Annotated in this window: 21 protein-coding genes and 1 pseudogene; 14 read left to right on the top strand and 8 right to left on the bottom strand. The window is 67.6% G+C overall.

The genetic code is table 11. The annotated features are described in order from the left end of the window. The first annotated feature begins 151 nt into the window (after positions 1–151). The 9 genes from rpsP (at position 152) to AC1D0A_RS13320 (ending at position 5,923) form a co-directional block, all read left to right on the top strand. Positions 152–577, top strand: coding sequence for a 30S ribosomal protein S16 (rpsP, locus tag AC1D0A_RS13280; RefSeq protein WP_026266438.1), 426 nt, complete (start codon positions 152–154; stop codon positions 575–577). Between the two features lies 1 nt (position 578). Continuing rightward, positions 579–821, top strand: a complete 243-nt coding sequence (locus AC1D0A_RS13285) for an RNA-binding protein (RefSeq protein ID WP_018773450.1) — start codon at positions 579–581, stop codon at positions 819–821. Between the two features lie 123 nt (positions 822–944). Further along, positions 945–1,562, top strand: coding sequence for a ribosome maturation factor RimM (gene rimM, locus AC1D0A_RS13290; RefSeq protein ID WP_243177169.1), 618 nt, complete (start codon positions 945–947; stop codon positions 1,560–1,562). Next, positions 1,563–2,408, top strand: coding sequence for a tRNA (guanosine(37)-N1)-methyltransferase TrmD (gene trmD, locus AC1D0A_RS13295; RefSeq protein WP_243177170.1), 846 nt, complete (start codon positions 1,563–1,565; stop codon positions 2,406–2,408). Between the two features lie 235 nt (positions 2,409–2,643). Next, entirely contained in the window at positions 2,644–3,003 is a 360-nt protein-coding gene (gene rplS, locus AC1D0A_RS13300; RefSeq protein WP_018773447.1) for a 50S ribosomal protein L19, read from the top strand. A 130-nt stretch (positions 3,004–3,133) separates the two neighbouring features. Beyond that, positions 3,134–3,814 carry a signal peptidase I gene (lepB, locus tag AC1D0A_RS13305; protein WP_028276855.1) on the top strand — a complete coding sequence of 227 codons (681 nt, stop codon included), beginning with the start codon at positions 3,134–3,136 and terminating at the stop codon, positions 3,812–3,814. Next, positions 3,815–4,852, top strand: a complete 1,038-nt coding sequence (lepB, locus tag AC1D0A_RS13310; protein WP_243177171.1) for a signal peptidase I — start codon at positions 3,815–3,817, stop codon at positions 4,850–4,852. 10 nt (positions 4,853–4,862) lie between these two features. Then, the gene (locus AC1D0A_RS13315) at positions 4,863–5,528 is read left to right on the top strand and encodes a ribonuclease HII (protein WP_476946012.1); all 666 of its coding nucleotides are present in this window, start codon (positions 4,863–4,865) and stop codon (positions 5,526–5,528) included. A gap of 68 nt (positions 5,529–5,596) precedes the next feature. Continuing rightward, positions 5,597–5,923 carry a DUF2469 domain-containing protein gene (locus AC1D0A_RS13320; RefSeq protein WP_018773443.1) on the top strand — a complete coding sequence of 109 codons (327 nt, stop codon included), beginning with the start codon at positions 5,597–5,599 and terminating at the stop codon, positions 5,921–5,923. A 26-nt stretch (positions 5,924–5,949) separates the two neighbouring features. Here AC1D0A_RS13320 and AC1D0A_RS13325 read toward each other — a convergent pair whose 3' ends face one another. Further along, complete coding sequence (locus AC1D0A_RS13325) at positions 5,950–6,879, bottom strand: transglycosylase domain-containing protein (RefSeq protein WP_476946013.1); 930 nt, start codon at positions 6,877–6,879, stop codon at positions 5,950–5,952. A 431-nt stretch (positions 6,880–7,310) separates the two neighbouring features. Next, complete coding sequence (locus tag AC1D0A_RS13330) at positions 7,311–7,733, bottom strand: HAD domain-containing protein (RefSeq protein ID WP_243177174.1); 423 nt, start codon at positions 7,731–7,733, stop codon at positions 7,311–7,313. 171 nt (positions 7,734–7,904) lie between these two features. On the opposite strand from AC1D0A_RS13330, the gene AC1D0A_RS13335 reads away from it, so the two are divergent. The 5 genes from AC1D0A_RS13335 to AC1D0A_RS13355 all read left to right on the top strand — a co-directional run bounded on the left by AC1D0A_RS13335 (position 7,905) and on the right by AC1D0A_RS13355 (position 12,955). Then, on the top strand, positions 7,905–8,261 hold the full coding sequence (locus tag AC1D0A_RS13335; protein WP_028275215.1) for a YraN family protein: 357 nt from the start codon (positions 7,905–7,907) through the stop codon (positions 8,259–8,261). After that, on the top strand, positions 8,262–9,809 hold the full coding sequence (locus AC1D0A_RS13340; RefSeq protein ID WP_243177175.1) for a YifB family Mg chelatase-like AAA ATPase: 1,548 nt from the start codon (positions 8,262–8,264) through the stop codon (positions 9,807–9,809). 45 nt (positions 9,810–9,854) lie between these two features. Next, a complete protein-coding gene (gene dprA / locus AC1D0A_RS13345; RefSeq protein ID WP_243177176.1) occupies positions 9,855–11,042 on the top strand; it encodes a DNA-processing protein DprA in 1,188 nt (395 codons plus the stop codon). Between the two features lie 78 nt (positions 11,043–11,120). Then, positions 11,121–12,071 carry a tyrosine recombinase XerC gene (locus tag AC1D0A_RS13350; protein ID WP_439954069.1) on the top strand — a complete coding sequence of 317 codons (951 nt, stop codon included), beginning with the start codon at positions 11,121–11,123 and terminating at the stop codon, positions 12,069–12,071. A gap of 380 nt (positions 12,072–12,451) precedes the next feature. Next, a complete protein-coding gene (locus AC1D0A_RS13355) occupies positions 12,452–12,955 on the top strand; it encodes a DUF3145 domain-containing protein (RefSeq protein ID WP_026266435.1) in 504 nt (167 codons plus the stop codon). Between the two features lie 132 nt (positions 12,956–13,087). Here AC1D0A_RS13355 and fabF read toward each other — a convergent pair whose 3' ends face one another. The 6 genes and pseudogenes from fabF to AC1D0A_RS13385 all read right to left on the bottom strand — a co-directional run. Continuing rightward, complete coding sequence (gene fabF / locus AC1D0A_RS13360) at positions 13,088–14,323, bottom strand: beta-ketoacyl-ACP synthase II (protein ID WP_028275211.1); 1,236 nt, start codon at positions 14,321–14,323, stop codon at positions 13,088–13,090. Between the two features lie 138 nt (positions 14,324–14,461). Further along, positions 14,462–14,821 (bottom strand): annotated as a pseudogene (locus AC1D0A_RS13365) (acyl carrier protein); the annotation flags it as partial. Between the two features lie 55 nt (positions 14,822–14,876). Next, the gene (locus AC1D0A_RS13370) at positions 14,877–15,938 is read right to left on the bottom strand and encodes a beta-ketoacyl-ACP synthase III (protein ID WP_243177178.1); all 1,062 of its coding nucleotides are present in this window, start codon (positions 15,936–15,938) and stop codon (positions 14,877–14,879) included. Next, a complete protein-coding gene (locus AC1D0A_RS13375) occupies positions 15,935–16,864 on the bottom strand; it encodes an ACP S-malonyltransferase (protein WP_028275209.1) in 930 nt (309 codons plus the stop codon). Before AC1D0A_RS13375 ends, AC1D0A_RS13370 begins: the two co-directional genes overlap by 4 nt. A gap of 87 nt (positions 16,865–16,951) precedes the next feature. Further along, positions 16,952–18,196, bottom strand: a complete 1,245-nt coding sequence (locus AC1D0A_RS13380; protein ID WP_279293836.1) for a PucR family transcriptional regulator — start codon at positions 18,194–18,196, stop codon at positions 16,952–16,954. 203 nt (positions 18,197–18,399) lie between these two features. After that, positions 18,400–19,383: transketolase-like TK C-terminal-containing protein (locus AC1D0A_RS13385; protein WP_476946014.1), on the bottom strand; the 984-nt coding region annotated here is incomplete at its 5' end.

The following is a 19,383-nucleotide window of genomic DNA, read 5'->3' on the forward strand; positions in this document are numbered from 1 at the left end:
CGGTGATCTGGCACAATGAACAGGTACTCGATCTGCGTGGCCCCTCTCTCCGCGTCTGGATCTTGTCCTTTAGAACCCCCAAGTACGGCCCGCCCCACGGGTGCAGAACGCCGGGCTCGACCCCGTTTCAGAAACAGGAGTGACCACAAAAGTGGCCGTAAAGATTCGCCTTAAGCGCTTCGGTAAGATGCGCGCACCGTACTACCGCATCGTCGTCATGGACTCACGCTCCAAGCGTGATGGCCGTGCTATCGAAGAGATCGGCAAGTACCACCCGACCGAAGAGCCCTCGTACATCGAGGTCGACACGGACCGTGCCCAGTACTGGCTCGGCGTCGGCGCACAGCCGTCCGAGCAGGTTGCCGCGATCCTGAAGATCACCGGTGACTGGCAGAAGTTCAAGGGTCTCCCGGGCCAGGAGGGAACCTTGAAGACGAAGGCTCCCAAGGCTGCCTTCGTTACCCCGGAAAAGGGTTCCGTGATCATCCCGGAAGCCATCACCAAGAAGGCCAAGAAGGACGAAGCTGCCGAGGCTCCCGCCGACGCCGCCGAAGCAGAGACCACCGAGGCTGAGTAAATTGCTGGCAGAAGCGCTCGAACACCTGGTCCGCGGGATTGTTGACAGCCCCGAGGACGTCAAGGTCAGTGCGAAGAACAACCGCCGCGGGGAAACCCTCGAGGTGCGCGTTCATCAGGACGACCTCGGACGGGTGATCGGCCGGCAGGGCCGGACCGCACGCGCATTGCGCACTGTGGTTGCGGCGCTGGCGGACGGCGAGCCGGTCAGGGTCGACGTCGTCGACACCGACCGCCGCCGGTAACGCTTTCAGCACTACTTGTCTTGAGTCCGGCCCCTTCACCAGATAATGGTGGAGGGGCCGGACTGTTTTCCCGCTATTCCGCACCAGAGAATACAGAATCACCAACCCCGAACAGAGGAACAGATGCAGCTCCAGGTGGCACGAATCGGCAAGCCCCACGGCATCCGCGGCGAAGTGACTGTCCAGGTGCTCACCGACGCGCCCGGCGACCGTTTTGTCCCCGGCACCCAGTTCATCGTGGAACCCGGCTCGGCCGGGCCGCTGACGGTGTTCAGCGCCCGCTGGAACAAGGACATCCTGTTGCTGGCCTTTGACGAGATCGAGACCCGCAACGAGGCTGAGGGCCTGCGCGGCGCCAAGCTGTTCATCGAAACCGAAGACATCGGCGCCGAGGACGACGACGAGGGCTGGTACGAGCATGAGCTCGTGGGCCTGGAGGTCCGCGTGGGCGACAATGTGGTCGGCAAGGTCTCGGCGCTGCACACGCTGCCCGTCCAGGACCTGCTGGTGGTCACGACGGATGACGGCAAGGAAGTCCTGATCCCCTTTGTCGAGCAGATTGTGCCCGAGGTTAACGTGGCTGAAAAGTACGTCCTCGTCACCCCGCCGCCCGGACTGTTCGAAGTCAACACGGACGAGGCGCCCGAGGCCCAAAACCCCGAGGCCCAAAACCCCGCAGCCCAGGATCCCAAAGCCCAAGGTGCCGCGGCCCGGAACTCCGAAGAGCAGGGCAACGCGTAGATGAGAATCGACGTCGTCAGTATCTTTCCGGAGTACCTGGCCCCGCTGGAGCTGTCGCTGATCGGCAAGGCCCGCCAGGACGGCCTGCTGGACCTCAAGGTCCATGACCTGCGTGACTACACCACCGACCGGCACCGCACGGTCGATGACACCCCCTACGGCGGCGGCGCCGGCATGGTCATGAAGCCCGAACCCTGGGCTCAGGCCCTCACCGCCGTGGCCGCCGGGCGGTCCGGGGACGCCGGTGCCCCTGACGACGGCGGCACCCCAGAGTCTGCCGGCCCGGACGGTGCCGCCAAGCCTGTCCTGATCGTTCCGTCACCGGCGGGGGAGCGCTTCACCCAGGCCACCGCCCATCAGCTCGCCGAGGAGGACCAGTTGGTGTTCGCCTGCGGCCGGTACGAGGGCATCGATGAACGGGTCCTGGAGTGGGCCGCGGAGCACTTCACGGTGCGCCCGATGAGCCTGGGGGACTACGTCCTCAACGGCGGCGAGGTCGCCGTGCTGGCCATGGTCGAGGCCATCGGCCGGCTGCTGCCCGGCGTCGTCGGCAACCCCGAGTCCCTCGTGGAGGAATCCCACTCGGACGGGCTGCTCGAATACCCCGTCTACACCAAGCCCTCCAGCTGGCGGGACCGGGACGTCCCGGCCGTGCTGCTGAGCGGCAACCACGGCAAGATCGCCCAGTGGCGCCGGCATGAGCAGTACCGGCGCACCGCCGAACGCCGTCCCGACCTCCTCGTGGAGTTCGACGCCGGCAAGCTGCCCCGCGCGGACCGTACGGCCTTCTCCGACCTGGGGTACGACGTCGTCGACGGCCGCCTGCTGCGCCGTCCCGACGCCTAACCGCCGGGATTGGGCTAACCCGCACAAAATGTGGCAAAATTAGTCCTTGTGCCTGCTGGGTTGCGAACCTGCCACAGGGGGAGCGCTACCAACAGCCCGGCACCCCGGCCCCGTCTACTCCTGACAGGGCCGGATTGACAAACTTTCGGCGGAAATTTGCGGGCGGCGCATGCCACCGGCCCTGACCGCCGTAACCCAACGTGAGTGACCTGTGGCGTTCACCAGGAGTGGATCAATGCATATCCTCGATTCCGTAGATGCAGCCTCGCTGCGCACCGATGTTCCCGAGTTCCGCGCGGGTGACACCATCAAGGTTCACGTGAACATCATCGAAGGCAAGAACTCCCGCGTCCAGGTCTTCCAGGGCTTCGTCCTTGGACGCCAGGGCGATGGCGTCCGCGAAACCTTCACCGTCCGCAAGGTCTCCTTCGGTGTCGGCGTAGAGCGTACCTTCCCGGTGCACTCCCCGATCATCGACAAGGTCGAGCTCGTCTCCAAGGGTGACGTGCGCCGCGCCAAGCTTTACTACATGCGTAACCTGCGTGGTAAGGCCGCGAAGATCAAGGAAAAGCGCGACTTCCAGACCGCCAAGTAAGCTTTTTCGTCTTCCACGACAGGCTTCCACCGCGGATCCACGGACCGTATCCGGTGCGTCAGCTAGTGCGGCGCCGGAGCTATCCGCAACAGCGCACATTAGTTCACGACAGCGCCAGGGGATACGGAACATGGAACAGCCAAAACGCCAGCCCAGGAAACCGGGCTGGCGTTTTGCGTTGCTGGCCCTGGTGCTCGCCGTGGCCATCAGCGCCGTGGTCCGCTCCCTGTGGGTGGACATCTTCTTCATCCCGTCCGCCTCCATGGAGCCGCTCCTGCACACGGGGGACCGGATCGTGGTGGCGCGGACCGGCTTCCAAGCTAAGCCCTTGGGCCGGGGCGACGTCGTCGTCTTTGACGGCCGCGGTTCCTTTGCCCCGCTCAACAGTGGCAACGGCCCCGTGGTCGATGCCCTCGCCGAAGCCGGACGCTGGCTTGGCCTGGCGGGCAGCGACACCACGTATGTCAAGCGCGTCATCGGACTGCCAGGCGACCGTGTGGTCTGCTGCGACGCCGGCGGCCGGCTCACAGTCAACGGCCAGCAAGTTGCGGAACCGTATGTGTATCCGGGGGACACCCCGAGCGATGTGAAGTTCGCCGTCCAGGTGCCTGCCGGGCGGCTCTGGCTCATGGGGGACCACCGCTCGATGTCCGCCGATTCCCGGAGCCTCCTGGGCGCCCCTGGCGGGGGCATGGTGCCGCTGGAACGCGTCATTGGCAGGCCGGTACAGATCATCTGGCCGCTTGATAGATTTGCAGCAGTAGCGCGGCCCGAACCGGCTGCGACAACGACGACGACGAACGGACAGTAGATGCCCGAGACCGAACCGCGCACTCCTGATCCGCAGGGCCAGGACCGACCCCGGGTTACCGCCTCGGCGATTCCCGCGGACGAGCCGGCGGATCCACCGGCTGGTGCGCCGGCTCCTGCTCCGGCGTCGGCTCCTGCGTCGCAGGACGACAGCACCGGTGCGCAGCGCGCTGATCGTATCCAGGCTGCCCGTATCGAGACTGCCCGGTCGGAGACTGCCCCGACCGCGGCTGGGCCGACCGCGCCCGCCCCGACCGCGGCTGGGCCGACCGCGCCTGAGCCGACGGGGAGGGAGCGGGCCGACGGCCCCGCCCACGCCGATCCGACATCCCGCCGGGCCAGGAAGGCCAAGGCCCGAGAAGGGCGCAGCCCGCTCTTCCTGTGGCTGAAGGAGGTTGCCACGGTGGTCGTCGTGGCGATCGTGCTGTCCTTCCTGATCAAGACCTTCCTGTTCCGGGCCTTCTACATCCCCTCCGAATCCATGGTCAACACCCTCGATGTGAACGACCGCATCTTCGTGAACCTGCTCGTGCCCGAGCCCATGGCGCTCCAGCGCGGGGACGTGGTGGTGTTCCGGGACAGCCAGGGCTGGCTCGCCCCCGCGGCTCCAAAGGCCAAGGGCCCCTTCACCTGGGTGCAGGACGGGCTGACGTTCGTCGGTTTGCTGCCGGACAACTCGGAACAGCATCTGGTCAAGCGCGTCATCGGGCTCCCGGGTGACCACGTGGTCTGCTGCGACGCCGGCGGACAGCTCACCGTCAACGGCGCGCCGCTGGACGAGAAATACATCAATTCCGCAGAGATTCCCCAGGTCCGCGACTTTGACGTCGTCGTGCCCGCGGGCAAGGTCTGGGTCATGGGCGACAACCGCAACCACTCCGCGGATTCCCGTGCCCATATGGACACCAACGGCGGCTTCGTCAACGAATCCGACATTGAAGGCAAGGCCGCCGTCATCGCCTGGCCGCTGAACAGGATGTCGGCCCTGGACAACTACCCGGACGTCTTCCGCGGCGTCCCCGCCCCGTCCGGAAAGTAAGCCGCCCGTCATGTCAGCAGCCCCCACCCTCGACTACGAACGCCGCTTCCGCAGCTCCGGCGCACGGCTCCTCGCGGGCATCGACGAGGTCGGCCGCGGCGCCCTGGCCGGTCCCGTCAGCGTGGGGATCGCCGTCGTGGACCTGCATCAACAGAAGCTCCTGGCCGATGTCCGGGACAGCAAGCTGCTCAAGGTCGCGGACCGGGAGCGGCTGGTGCCGCTGGTCCGGGACTGGAGCGTCGCCTCCGCCGTCGGGCATGCGTCCGCGAACGAGATCGACGAACTCGGGATCATCGCGGCGCTCCGTCTTGCCGGGAACCGGGCCTGGTTTGCCGTGCTCGCCGCCGGCATCAGGCCCGAGGTTGTCCTGCTGGACGGCAGCCACAACTGGCTCTCGCCGGATCTGCAGCCGTCCTTGTTTGACGATGCCCCCGCCGAACCCGGCTGCGACGCCCCGGTGCACACACTGGTCAAAGCCGACATGCAGTGCCTCAGCGTCGCCGCGGCCAGCATCATCGCGAAAGTCGAGCGCGATGCGATGATGTGCGAGCTGCATACCCAGTACCCGGCCTACGGCTGGGACGTGAACAAGGGCTACGGCACCGCAGCGCACAAGGAGGCGCTGCGGACCTCCGGTCCCACGCCGTACCACCGGGTCAGCTGGCAGCTGCTCTAGCTGTTCTGGCCGCTCGGGCGCGACGGCCGGTGGCGCGCGGCCGGCGCCGGATGGTGCAAGATGGAACCATGAGTGCCGAGGACCTTGAAAACTATGAGACCGACATGGAGCTACAGCTCTACCGCGAATACCGCGACGTCGTCGGGCTGTTCAGCTATGTGGTCGAGACCGAACGGCGTTTCTACCTTGCCAACCACGTTGACCTGCAGGCCCGCAGCGCCGACGGCGAGGTCTACTTCGACCTGACCCTGCAGGACGCTTGGGTGTGGGATGTCTACCGCTCCGCCCGGTTCGTCAAGAGCGTCCGCGTCATCACGTTCAAGGACGTCAACGTCGAGGAACTGCCCCGCAGCGAGGAACTCGCCCTGCCCAAGGTCGAGGACCTGGGCAACTGACCCTGGCTTCCTAGTTTTCGGGTTTCCTAGCCCCTGAGTGGCGCAGGTTTCCCGTTGCGGTCCAGGGCAACGCCCTGCTGCCGCAGCAGGTCCAGCACACTCTCCGGATACGAACCGCAGCCATCCGGGTTCGCGGATCCCCGCTCGGCGGCGTGGTCGGACGCTGTGTCGCCGATTCCGATGGTTGCGACGGCCGCCTTCCATCCGCCGAGCCCCTCGATCTGCCTGGGGACCCACACGTTGGCCGCACCGTTGACGTAGTCCCACACTTTGGGGTGGACCCCCGGGCCGAGATAGATGCCGCCTCCCGCCGCCCGGGTGACGAGTGTGGGCAGTGGCAGGACCCCCATCAATTGCGCAGCCTGATACTCGGACATGTTCCATGGGGGTTCGTCGAAGTAGTACCAGCTCGCCGCGCAGATGCCGTACAGCTTAGGGCCGAACTGCGCGTAGTTCAGATACAGCTCCATGATCCGTTGCGGGGTCAGGGTGAGGCTGAACTCGGTGGCTAGCCCGGCCTCCAGCCCCTTCCTCAGGGCATTCGCATCAGGCCAAAGGAAGATGTTCTTGACCAGCTGCTGCGGGACCGTGGAACCGCTCGGGTCATCCTCGCCCTGCAGGTAGGCGACGGCCCTGTCCCGGAAATCATCAACGGAGAACGCGCCAACACGCGTTCCCAGCTGTTGGTCCTCGTGGGCGACGGCCGCGGCGATGACATAGCGGCTGATGTGGTTCAGGGACACGTACTGGTAGGCGATCGGGCCGCCGGTCTGCAGCATGTATGCAGTGCGCGGGGGAGCGAACCAGATGAAGGAGACGGCGGCCAGCTCCGTGATGACCACCATGGCGAGGGCGAACTTGAAGCTCCTGGCGAGCAGACGCCGGACCCGGTGCTTGCGTTTTCCCGCCGGAACTGCCGGCTCAGGCTCTGGCGCGGGGCCGGGCTCTGACCGCACTGGCGGGGGCCAGCTCCCGGGCTCAGGCCTTGCTGGGGCGGGCCCTGGCGCAAGCCGCGGTGGTGGGGGCCAGGTCTCGGGCTCAGGCGGTGGTGGTGGGGGCCAGCTGGGGCCTGCCTGCCCGCCGGGCGGACCCGGTTCCGTAAGCTGCTGCGTTCCCAGCGGCTGGGCCGCTCGATATTCCATACGCCGATCCTTCGGCCGATCCTCAGGAGAGACTACGGACGCCCCGCGGAATTCGAGGGGGTTGGGAAAAGCCTAGGTGGGCCTTGCAGGCATTGGCTACGTTTCGTTGTCTGACAATCGCATCAACACGTCCTGTCAATGCCGCCACGGAGTTGATCGCCGGAAGTGGCCGCCCGGGATCCGCCTGGATCCCGGGCCGTCGGCAGGCGCTTCGGCGAAGTTTCCCAACGTTGGTAGATGTGCACTCAGGGGGTATCTCCACTGTTGAGAAATTCGGTTACCTGCTGCGCAACCTCGTCGGAGATTCCCGTTTGCCAGCTCGTTTTGAAAAAGGGCTGATCGGCATAGAAGTCAGTATCGTCGTCGACAATGGCATACCGCGTCACTTCCGGATGCCGGTCCAGCCACATCTTCACTTCCTCGCCACGAAAACCTGTGTCCGCTGTCGGAGTAACGTCAAAGGTCTTGTAAACGTGTCGGTCGACTTCTTCACGGCCGCCGGGGATATGCCGCCATGTGGACGTTAGAACAACGGCTGCGTCCGTGTCGAAGATGATCTTGCAGACCTTGGACGCCAGGAAAGGATCGATGCCCATGAAGCCGCGAAAGCTCTGTCTTGTACCAACGCGGTTGACGACACCGTCAATATCGAGGAAAAGTACCTTCATTCCTTGTTCCTCCTGCAGTTCTTTCGTTCTGCCTTGATTATGCGATCAGCAGTGCTGAACGGGCTGCGGATACTTTTCTCATCACGCATGTGCTCTTGCAGCCCGGCGACGTTTTCCACATAGCCGAGGTGGGCTCTGTCGTCGTAAGTGGCGGCGCTTCACGCTGGAGGCATGAGAGCTAAGGATGTGCTGGGCCGGCGCGGGGAGGACCTCGCGGCCGACTTCCTGCAGGCCCACGGCATGCGGATCGTGGAGCGGAACTGGCGCTGCCCGGAGGGTGAGATCGACATTGTCGCGCTCGACGGCGACGCGCTGGTCATCGCCGAGGTGAAAACCCGGAAATCCCTGGCCTTCGGGCATCCCTTCGAGGCTGTCGGCGCGGACAAGCTGGCAAGACTACACCGGCTGGCAGCGGCGTGGTGCCGTGCCCAGGGGCTGTGGATGCCGCTGTGCCGCGTGGACGTGATCGCGGTGGTCGACGACGGCATTGGCGAGCCCGCCGTCGAGCACCTCAAGGGGGTGGGATAGATGGCCCTGGGCCGGACGTATTCCGTCGCCCTCGTGGGCCTCAACGGCTACATTGTGGAGGTCGAAGCCGACATCGGCCAGACCCTGCCGGCGTTCGTGATCCTGGGCCTGCCGGACGCCTCACTAAACGAGGCCAAGGAACGGATCCGCTCGGCGGCGCAGAATTCGGGGATCCCGCTGAGCCGCCGGAAGATCACGGCCAACCTCATCCCGGCATCCCTGCCCAAACGCGGTTCGGGATTCGACCTCGCCATCGCCATGGCCGTGCTGCTGGCGGCGAACGACATCCGGCCAACGGGCCGCACGGTCTTCATGGCCGAGCTCGGCTTGGACGGCCGGCTGCGGCCCGTGCGCGGCATCCTTCCTGCCGTGATGGCCGCGGTCCGGGCCGGCTACCCGGAGGTCGTCGTGGCCCGGGCCAACGTGGCGGAGGCCGAGTTGGTCCCCGGCGCGCAGGTCCGGGGCTATGCCACACTGGCCCGGCTCGCGTTTGACTGCGGCGCGGACCCGCAGGACCTCGTCCTCGACTTCGAACCCGATACCGAGGACTCCGGCCACCCCGAACCCGGCAACGGTCCCGCTCTGGCGCCGGACATGTGCGATGTCTCCGGCCAGGCGGCGGCGCGGCGTGCATTGGAAGTAGCCGCCGCCGGTGCCCACCACCTGCTGCTGACCGGGCCGCCGGGTGCCGGGAAGACCATGCTCGCCGAGCGGCTGCCCGGGCTGCTGCCGGACCTGGGCGACACCGAGGCCATGGAGGTGACCGCAATCCACTCGCTGTGTTCGCTGCCGTCGGGCTCCGTGCAGCTGCTGCGCCGCCCGCCCTACGAGAACCCGCACCACACCGCGACGGCGGTGGCCATCATCGGTGGCGGGTCCGGGCTGCCGCGGCCCGGGGCGGCATCCCGTGCGCACCGCGGGGTGCTCTTCCTGGACGAGGCCCCGGAGTACGACCGCGGCGTTCTGGACGCCCTGCGGCAGCCGCTGGAAAGCGGAGAGCTGGTCATCCACCGCTCGGCCGGGTCCGCGGCCTATCCCGCCCGGTTCCAGCTGGTCCTTGCAGCCAACCCCTGTCCCTGCGGCAAGGCAACGGGCAAAGGAGTGGACTGCATCTGCACGCCCATCATGCGCCGCCGGTACCAGGCCCGGATGTCAGGGCCGCTGCTGGACAGGGTCGACATCCAGCTCGAAGTCGAGCGGGTCTCGCTCGCCGGCTTCGGCCAACCTGCGGCCGAGGAAGGAACGGCCAGCATCGCGGAAAGGGTCCGGGCGGCCCGGGCCCGCCAGCTGGACCGGCTGCTGCCATTCGGGATGGAAACCAACGCGCAGGTGCCGGGGCGGCTGCTGCGCGGGTCCTTTCGGCTCGATGCCCCCACCACCCGCATCCTGGACTACGCACTGGAGCGCGGAGTGCTGACCGCCCGCGGCTACGACCGCGTGCTGCGCCTCGCGTGGACCCTTGCGGACCTGTCCCGGCACGACGTCCCGGACGCAGACGACGTCGGGCAGGCGCTGGGCCTCCGGCAGGCCGCCGCGGTCTCACCCTGAGCCTGCCGGCACGAAGCCCACCCCAGCCGTGCGAAAGGAACCACCATGATTGATGACGAACGAATAGCCCGCGCCGCTCTGGCCCGCCTGTTCGAGCCGCAGGACGCGGCGGGCCTGGCGCTGGTCCAGGCCGTGGGGGCGCAGGACGCCCTGCGGATTGCCAGCGGCGTGCTGGCCGCCGGTCCCGGGCTCGAACAGGAGATCACTGGAATCCTGGCGGACAGCGGGTCCGGCAGCGGCTGGTCCGGGCTTAGCGAGGCGCTGAAGCGTTGGGCCCCGCGCGTGCCCGACCTCGCCCCGGAGCGCGACCTGGCCACCATGCACCGGCTCGGCGGACGCCTCATCATTCCCAGGGATGACTTGTGGCCGCGGCAGTTGGCGGACCTCGGACTGCAGGAGCCCCTGTGCCTGTGGTGGCGCGGCGTGGAACAGGAGCTGCCCCCGGCGGCCCGGATCGTAGCCCTAGTGGGTTCCCGGGACAGCACCAGCTATGGAGCATCGGTGACGGGCGACCTCGCCTACTCGCTGGCCCAGCGCGGCTTCACGATCGTCTCCGGCGGGGCCTACGGGATTGATGCCCACGCCCACAGGGCGGCCCTGGCCGGAAGCGCGGGCGGTGTGCCCACCATTGCCGTCATGGCCGGGGGAGTGGACCGCTTCTACCCCGCCGGCAATGAGGACCTGCTGCGGACCGTGGCGAACCGCGGCGCGGTCCTGGCCGAGGTTCCGCCCGGGTCCGCTCCCACCCGTTACCGGTTCCTTCAGCGGAACCGGCTCATTGCGGCGTTGGCCTCCGTCACGGTCGTGGTCGAGGCCCGGTGGCGCTCCGGCGCCCTCAACACGGCCCACCATGCCGAAGGCCTGGGCAGGGCCGTGGGCGCCGTGCCCGGTTCCATCCACAGCGCCAACTCCGCCGGCTGCCACCGGCTTCTCCGTGAAGGCGGCGCGGTATGCGTCACGGATGCCGGGGAGATCGCCGAGCTCGCCTCCCCGAGCGGCGAGGCGATGCCCCCGGACAAGGCAGGCCGGTCTGAGGCCCACGATGGCCTGACCCTGGAGGACCTGATCCTGCTCGATGCCCTGCCGCTGCGGACCACCACCTCGGTCGAGAAGCTGGCCGCGGTGGCCGGGCTGAGCCCGGACTCGGTCCGCGCGGGTCTTGGCCGGCTCGGGCTGCTGGGGCTGGCCGAATCCCGGCATGGCGGCTGGAAACGCTCCGGGAAGGCGGACTGAGATGGCTTGCTTCACCGGGAAGAAGCGGCTCGCCGACCGGCTCCTTGAATGCCGGGGGAATACTGCCAGAGTAAGAGGGTGTCTACACAGGATCCCCCCGCTGCCCCGCCCGCCGCGCCCGACGGCGATATCCAGCTCGCCGCCGCCCGCTTCGGCCGTTACCTGGAAGCGGAACGGGGCAGGTCCGCCCATACCGTGCGGGCCTATCTCTCCGATGTCGAAAGCCTGCTCGCGCACGCCGCAACCGAGGGCGTCCACGACCTTGCTGGGCTGGAGCTCGGGACCCTGCGGCGCTGGCTTGGCGCCCAGAGCGAGTCCGGGAAGTCCCGCGCCACCCTGGCCCGCCGCGCCGCCACCGCCAGGGCCTTCACCGCCTGGGCTGTCCGTGAGGAGCTGATCGAAGCCGACCCGGCCCTGCGGCTCAAGGCGCCAAAGCGGGAGAAATCCCTGCCCGGCGTCTTGCACCAGCAACAGGTCCGGCGGCTCGTGGACGACGCCGAATCCGCCTCGGCCGAGGGGGATCCGCTGGCCTTGCGCAACCGTGCCATGGTGGAGCTGCTCTACGCCACCGGTGTCCGGGTTGGCGAGCTGGCCGGTATGGACGTTGACGACCTCGACCCGGACCGCAGAACCCTCCGGGTGCTCGGCAAGGGCAACAAGGAACGCACGGTGCCCTACGGGCTGCCGGCGGCGCTCGCCGTCGACGACTGGCTCCGCCGCGGCCGGCCGGCCCTCGCTACCGGGACCAGCGGCCCGGCGCTCTTCCTGGGCGCGCGCGGCGGACGGGTGGACCAGCGCCAGATCCGCAGCGTGGTCAAGGAGATGCTGGAACGGCTGGGAGACACCGCCGCCACCGGGCCGCACGCTCTGCGGCACTCTGCAGCGACCCACCTGCTCGACGGCGGGGCCGATCTGCGCGCCGTGCAGGAAATCCTCGGGCACAGCAGCCTTGCCACCACCCAGATCTATACCCACGTGTCCGTCGAGAGGCTCCGGCAGAGCTACCAGCAGGCGCACCCCCGGGCCTGAGGATCGCTGGCCGGTCGCGTCCGGCCGGCCGGAAAGGCGCACAAGTCGGCCCGGATTCCTGCCCGGGATTCCGCCCGAATACCCGCCCAGGCCCAAGCGGACCAGGGTCCACCTGCGGGACTGCCGAACCGTGCACGGCGCGCCGGAAAAGACGCGCCGAATCGCACTGGCGTAATGAGGAGGGGTAGGGCAGAATAAAACTCACGCCCGGGAAGTTTCAAGTTGAACTTGAAGCTGGAATGCACTACGTCCCAGCTTTGAACCCGGTTGTATATTAGTAGTCTGGCAGGGACCGCCGGCATAAATTCGGATCCGCGCAACAGACAGACATCCAGGCACAGGTCGTTGGGGAAGACGTACCTACAGCTATGGAGGATGGAATGTCTGTTGCACTGACCCGAGGTGTGCTGTTCGTTCACTCGGCCCCGACTGCCTTGTGCCCCCACGTCGAGTGGGCCATAGGGTCTGTCGTGGACAAGCGGACGGACTTGGAGTGGACCGCTCAGCCTGCCGCGCCCGGAATGTTCCGGGCTGAGCTGTCGTGGACCGGAACGCCGGGCACGGGGGCTCAATTGGCGTCCGCTCTGCGAGGCTGGGCGCACCTGCGCTATGAAGTCACTGAGGAGCCGAGCCAGGGGGTGGACGGCGGCCGTTGGTCGCACACCCCGGAGCTCGGGATCTTCCACGCCACCACTGACGTCCACGGCAACATCATGGTGTCCGAGGACCGCATCCGTTACGCCTACGAATCCGGCGCCGGCGACCCCTCGGCCGTCTACCACGAGCTCTCCCTCGCCCTGGGCGAGGCCTGGGACGAGGAACTCGAGCCGTTCCGGCACGCCGCCGAAGGCGCCCCCGTCCGCTGGCTCCACCAGGTCGGCTAGGGCCTCACCGGGCGCACCACCGCAGTAATTCCATAGCTAGGCGCCAAAAAAGCAGATGGCGGCAATGTTCACGAAGAACATTGCCGCCATCTGCCGTCCCGGCGTGCTGCGGGCGTGCTGCTGGTCGTGCAGCTACACGCTGCGTACCGCGATCACGGCGTTGTGGCCGCCGAAGCCGAACGAGTTGCTCAGTGCGGCGATGCTGCCGGCCGGCAGGTCGCGGGCGGTCGTGACGACGTCGAGCGGGATTTCGGGATCCTGGTTCTCGAGGTTGATAGTCACCGGCGCCTTGCGGTCATAGATGGCCATGACGGTCAGCACGGCCTCTACGGCACCGGAGGCGCCGAGCAGGTGCCCCATCTGGGACTTGGTGGCCGAGACCGCTACCGAGTCCACGTGCTTGCCCAGGGCGGCCTTGAGGGCCGCGTACTCGGGCTTGTCTCCGACCGGAGTGGAGGTGGCGTGCGCGTTGACGTGCACGATGTCTTCAGGTTGGATGCGGCCATCGAACATCGCAGCCTTCAGCGCGCGGGTGGCGCCCAGGCCCTGGGGGTCCGGGGCGGTGATGTGGTAGGCGTCGGCGGTGACCGAGGTGCCCGCCAGTTCGGCGTAGATCCGGGCGCCGCGGGCCAGGGCGTGTTCCTCGGCCTCAAGCACCAGGGCACCGGCGCCCTCGCCCATGACGAAGCCGTCGCGGTCACGGTCGTAGGGGCGTGAGGCGTGCTCGGGATCGTCGTTGCGGCGTGAGAGGGCCTGCATGGAGGCAAAGGCGGCGATCGGCATCGGGTGAATGGCGGCTTCGGCGCCGCCGCACACGACGACGTCGGCCTTGCCGGCTCGGATCAGGTCCAGGCCCACGTGCACGGCCTCGGTGCCGGACGCGCAGGCGGAAACGGGGGTGTGGGCGCCGGCGCGGGCACCCAGGTCCAGGCTTACCGCGGCGGCCGGGCCGTTGGGCATCAGCATGGGTACGGTCATGGGCAGGACGCGGCGGGGACCCTTTTCGCGCAGGGTGTCCCAGGCATCCAGGAGGGTCCAGACGCCGCCGATGCCGGTCGCGAAGGCCACCGCCAGACGGTCGTGGTCGATTTCGGTGATGCCGGAGTCGGCCCACGCCTCGCGGGATGCGACCACGGCGAACTGGGTGGACGGGTCCATGCGCTTGGCCTCGACCCGGGTCAGGACGTCCAAGGCAGGGGTGGAGGCGCGTGCGGCGAAGTGGACGGGCAGTTCGTACTTGGCCACCCAGTCGTCCTCAAGCGTGTGCGCGCCGGAGACGCCCTTGAGCGCGTTCTTCCACATTGTGGGGACATCGCCGCCGATGGGTGTGGTGGCACCCAGACCGGTAATGACTACTTTGCGTGCCATGGGATCACTCTCTGTCGGTGCGCCTGCCGTATCCGGAACCGCGAATGGGATGGCCGGGGCCTGCGAGGGGAACTTTGGGGTGGTGCATTTCGTGGTGGTGCTGGTGGTCCGGTCCGGGCGCTGCTGCAGCGTGACAGCGTCGCCGACGGTCTTGAGGTTCTTAACCTCTTCGTCCGGGATGCGGACGCCGAACTTCTCTTCGGCGTTGACCACGATCGTCATCATCGAGATGGAGTCGATGTCCAGGTCCTCGGTGAAGGACTTGTCCATTTCGACAGCCTCCGCGGCCAGGCCGGTCTCTTCGTTGACGATTTCAGCCAGGCCGGCCAGGATTTCTTCGTTGCTAGCCATTGATGGCTCCTTTTCTGGTTGTTGCCCTCGGCTGCCGGTGGAATGCCGGCAGCCTAGGGGCGGAAATGATTCAAACCGAGGGTTCGGCTTGGTGCGGGAATGCTTGCGAGCACAGCATGCGGGGCGGGCCCTGAAATTGAAGGACATGCGGTGCAAGGGTGAAACGGGTGGAACGTATTTAGTTCGAAAAAGCGGTGGCTGCCTAAGGAAGCACGACCACCTGGGCGCCGAAGACCAGACCGGCTCCGAAGCCGATCTGCAGCGCCAGCCCGCCGCTGAGCTCGGGGTTTTCCTCAAGCAGGCGGTGGGTGGCCAGGGGGATGGACGCCGCCGACGTATTTCCGGCGTCGGCGATGTCGCGGGCGATCTTGACGGTCGCGGGCAGGTGCAGCTTCTTGGCCATCTCGTCGATGATGCGCATGTTGGCCTGGTGCGGGATGAACGCGGCGAGGTCCTCGGACCGGATGCCGGCGGCGTCCAGGGCCTGCTGGGCCACTTTGGCCATCTCCCACACGGCCCAGCGGAAGACAGTCTGGCCGTCCTGGCGCAGGGTCGGCCACAGGGATGCGTCGGTCACTGCCGCTTCCTCATCGCTGACGGCGGCGCCGTGCTTGCCGGTCAGCGCGAGCTCGCGGATGTCGAGCATGGAGTGGGTCATGCCGATGGCATCCCACTTGCTGCCGTCCGAACCCCACACCGAGGGGCCGATGCCGGGCGTGTCGGAGGGGCCGATCACGACGGCGCCCGCGCCGTCGCCAAGCAGGAAGGAGATGGTCCGTTCCGTGTTGTCGATGACGTCGGAGAGCTTCTCGGCACCGACCACCAGGACGTAGGAGGCCGCGCCGGAGCGCACCAGGGCGTCGCCCTGGGCGATGCCGTAGCAGTAGCCGGCGCAGGCCGCGGAGATGTCGAAGGCCGGGGCCGGCGTCGCGCCGAGTCGGTCGGCGAGGCTCGCTGCGGCGGACGGGGTCGCATACGGGTGGGTGACCGTGGAGACGATCACGGCGCCGAGCTGGGAGGCCTCGATGCCGGCCCTTTGCAGTGCTTCACGTGCGGCGCCCTCGGCCATGTCAATCACGCTGACATCGGCGGGCGCGCGGTGCCGGGTGATGATGCCCGTGCGCTGGCGGATCCACTCATCCGAGGAGTCGATCCACTGGCACACGTCCTCGTTGGTCACGATCACGCTGGGCCGGTAGGCGCCGACACCCATGATGCGGGTGTTTGCCTGCACCGGTGCCTGCTTCAGAGTGGGAACGCTCATGCCCCTCCCTCCAGTTCTGCAAATAGGGCCAGGGCCGCGGAAAGATCGTCCGGGGTCTTGACGGTGACTGTCTTGACGCCGGGCATGCCGCGCTTGGCCAGGCCCGCCAGTGTTCCGGCGGGAGCCAGCTCGATCACGCCGGTCACCCCGCGCTGCACCATCGTCTCCATGCACTGGTCCCAGCGGACCGGACGGGAGACCTGGGCGATCAGGCTGTCGACGGCGGCGGCGCCGTCGGTGACTTCCGCGCCGTCGAAGTTGGACAGCAACGGCACCTGCGGGTCCTTCGGGTGCAGCGACGGACGCAGGGCCTGCAGGGCCGCGCCCGCGGGGGCCATGTGCGAGGTGTGGAACGCGCCCGCGACCTTCAGCGGGATAACCCGGGCCTTGGCCGGCGGGTTCTCCGCCAGGGCCTTGAGCTGCTCCAGGGTGCCAGCGGCGACGGTCTGGCCGGCCCCGTTGACGTTGGCGGCCGTGGCCCCGGCGGCAGCAATGGCTGCCAGGACCTCCGCGGGGTCGCCGCCCACGACGGCACTCATGCCGGTCGGGGTGGCGGCAGCAGCGGCTGCCATACTGTTGGCGCGTTCGCGGACAAACGTCATGGCTTCGGATTCCGACAGGACACCGGCGAGGGAAGCCGCGGTGATTTCGCCGACGGAGTGGCCGGCAAGGATGACGGGAAGCGTGCCGAGTTCGACGTCGAACAGCGACTTTGCCGTCACCAGGCCCGCAGCGACGATCAGGGGCTGCGCGACTGCGGTGTCCTTGATGGTCTCCTCATCGGAGGTGGTGCCATGGGCGGTGAGGTCGATGCCTGCTATTTCGCTGAGGGAGGCCAGGAGGCCTGCGACGGGTGGCAGTTCCAGCCAAGGGGCCAGAAAACCAGGGGTCTGGGAGCCCTGTCCAGGGCAAACGATTGCAAGCACGTAACCAGCTTTCCAAATTACCGCGTGAACATTCGTGTTTTCATGCACCAAGCTCACTGGGTCAGTTTGTAGGAAGTCTACAACGGTTCAGGAGCCGTTGCGGGGAGGTTGCCGCTCCGTGGGGGCCTTCGGCGGGGCAGAAAGCCGGCCCACGACGAGGGCGGTCTGGAGCACGAACGCCTCCCGCGGCAGCAGCGGATCCCAGCCCGTGACGTCGCAGACGCGCTTGAGCCGGTAGCGCACTGTGTTGGCATGGACGAAGAGTTCCCGGGCCGTGGCCTCGAGTGAATGGCCCAGTTCGAGGTACGTGCCGAGGGTCTCCACCAGCCCGTTGGAGGCGGCCAGCAGCGGGCGGTAGATGTTCTTGACCAGCGAGCGGCGGGCGGCGTCGTCGCCGGAGATCACCCGCTCCGGGAGCAGGTCATCGGCCGCCACCGGGCGTGGCGCGGAAGGCCACGCGCGGGCCGCGGTGAGGCCGGCAAAGGCCGACTGGGCAGAGCCGCTGGCCTCGAGGAGGGACCCGGCCTCCGGGCCGTAGACCACCGGGCCGGGGGCAAAGAGTTCGCTGAGTTTCAGGTACGCGGTCTCCCGGTCGTGGACCCCGCCCAGGATCAGGATGAGGCGGTCGCCCTGGATCCCCACAAGGGCGTCCTCGGCGAAGCGCCCCGCTGTGCGCCGCAGTTCGCTGACGTAGCTGGCGCTTGGTTCGGACGGGGAATTCCCTACCATGACGGTGAAGCGCTCCTGTGCTTTCCAGCCCAGGGCCGCGATCCTGGACCGCAGCGCGTCGGTGTTTTCGCCGCGGAGGATGGCATCGACAATCAGGGCTTCCAGCCGGGTATCCCAGGAGCCGCGGGATTCCGCGGCGCGGGCATAGACGTCGGCGGCCGCGAACGCGACCTCCCGCGAGTAGCGCAGCACGGCCTCCCGGAGGGCCCCCTGGTCCGCTTCCGGGGCGATCACCGGGACCTGGTCCTCGACGACTTCCACGACGATCCGGATCAGCTGGAGCGCCTTCTGCAGGCTGATGGAGCGGGTCAGCTCGGTGGGCGCGGTACCGAAGACGTCGGAGAGGATCCACGACGGCGAACTCGGCCGTTCGTACCAGGTGACGAATGCCGCGATGCCGTTCTGGGCCACCATGCCCAGGGCGGAACGTTCATCCGAGTTCAGCCGGCCGTACCACGGCAGGGACTTCTCCAACTGGCGCAGCGTCGTCGTCGACAGCTGGCCCACGCTGGCCCGGAGCTTCTTAAGGGTTTCGGCTTTCTCCGGAGTCATCGCCCTCGAGCTCGGATTGCGTTTTTCGGGAGTGGTGATCGGCTCTGCCATGCATTGAGCATACGGTGCGGGCCGCCCAAGCTCCATTTGTGCGAAGGCTACAACTGCCCTTGTCCTGCATCACAGCGGCCCGCGGCAGTCCAGAGCGCCCCCCGGAGGGAGGCAGGAGGGGGTGGGGCGGTTAACGCCCGACGGCGGCCCCCACCTTTCGGTGGGAGCCGCCGTCGTACGTTCGCTCTTGCGCTGAAGTGCGGTTAGGAGTCGCCGCCCGCGTTGCCGGTGGTGCCGGCGTTCACGTTGTGCAGGCGGTACTTCTCGATGGCCTGGGCAGGTGCCTGGGCATCCACTTCGCCCCGGCGGGCCAGCATCTGAAGGGAACGGACCACAACCGAGTGGATGTCGTTCTTGAAGAAACGGCGTGCCGCGGCGCGGGTGTCGGAGAAGCCGAAGCCGTCCGCGCCGAGTGAGGCAAACTCGTTCGGCAGGAACTGGCGGATCTGGTCCGGCACGGCCTTCATGTAGTCGGTGACCGCCACGATCGGACCGGTGGCACCGGCGAGCTGCTGGGTCACGAACGGGACGCGGGCGGGCTGGCCGGGGTTGAGGAAGGAGTCCTCCTCGGCGGCCATGGCGTCGCGGCGCAGTTCGGTCCAGGAGGTCACGGACCAGACATCGGCGGAGACGCCCCAGTCCTCGGCGAGGATCCGCTGGGCTTCGAGGGCCCAGGGAACGGACACGCCGGAGGCCAGGATCTGCGTGCGCGGGCCGTCAATCTTGGCCGGCGCCAGCAGGTAGATGCCCTTGATGATGCCCTCCACATCGAGTTCCGCCGGTGCGGGCGGCTGCACGATCGGCTCGTTGTAGACAGTGATGTAGTACATCACGTTCCGCGACGGATCGTTGGCGGCAATTTCTTTCCCGGCTTCGCCGGGCCCATACATCCGGTTGAGGCCGTCACGCATGATGACGCCCATTTCGTAGCCGTATGCCGGGTCGTAGGTGATGACGGCCGGGTTGGTTGCCGCCAGCATGGGGGAGTGGCCGTCGGCGTGCTGCAGGCCTTCGCCGGTCAGCGTGGTGCGTCCGGCGGTGGCGCCGATGATGAACCCGCGGGTCATCTGGTCGGCGGCGGCCCAGAAGGAATCGCCGGTGCGCTGGAAGCCGAACATCGAGTAGAAGACGTAGACCGGGATGAGCGGTTCGCCGTGGGTGGCGTAGGACGTGCCGGCGGCGGTGAA

It is taken from the genome of Arthrobacter sp. P1_D4, from assembly GCF_056406115.1.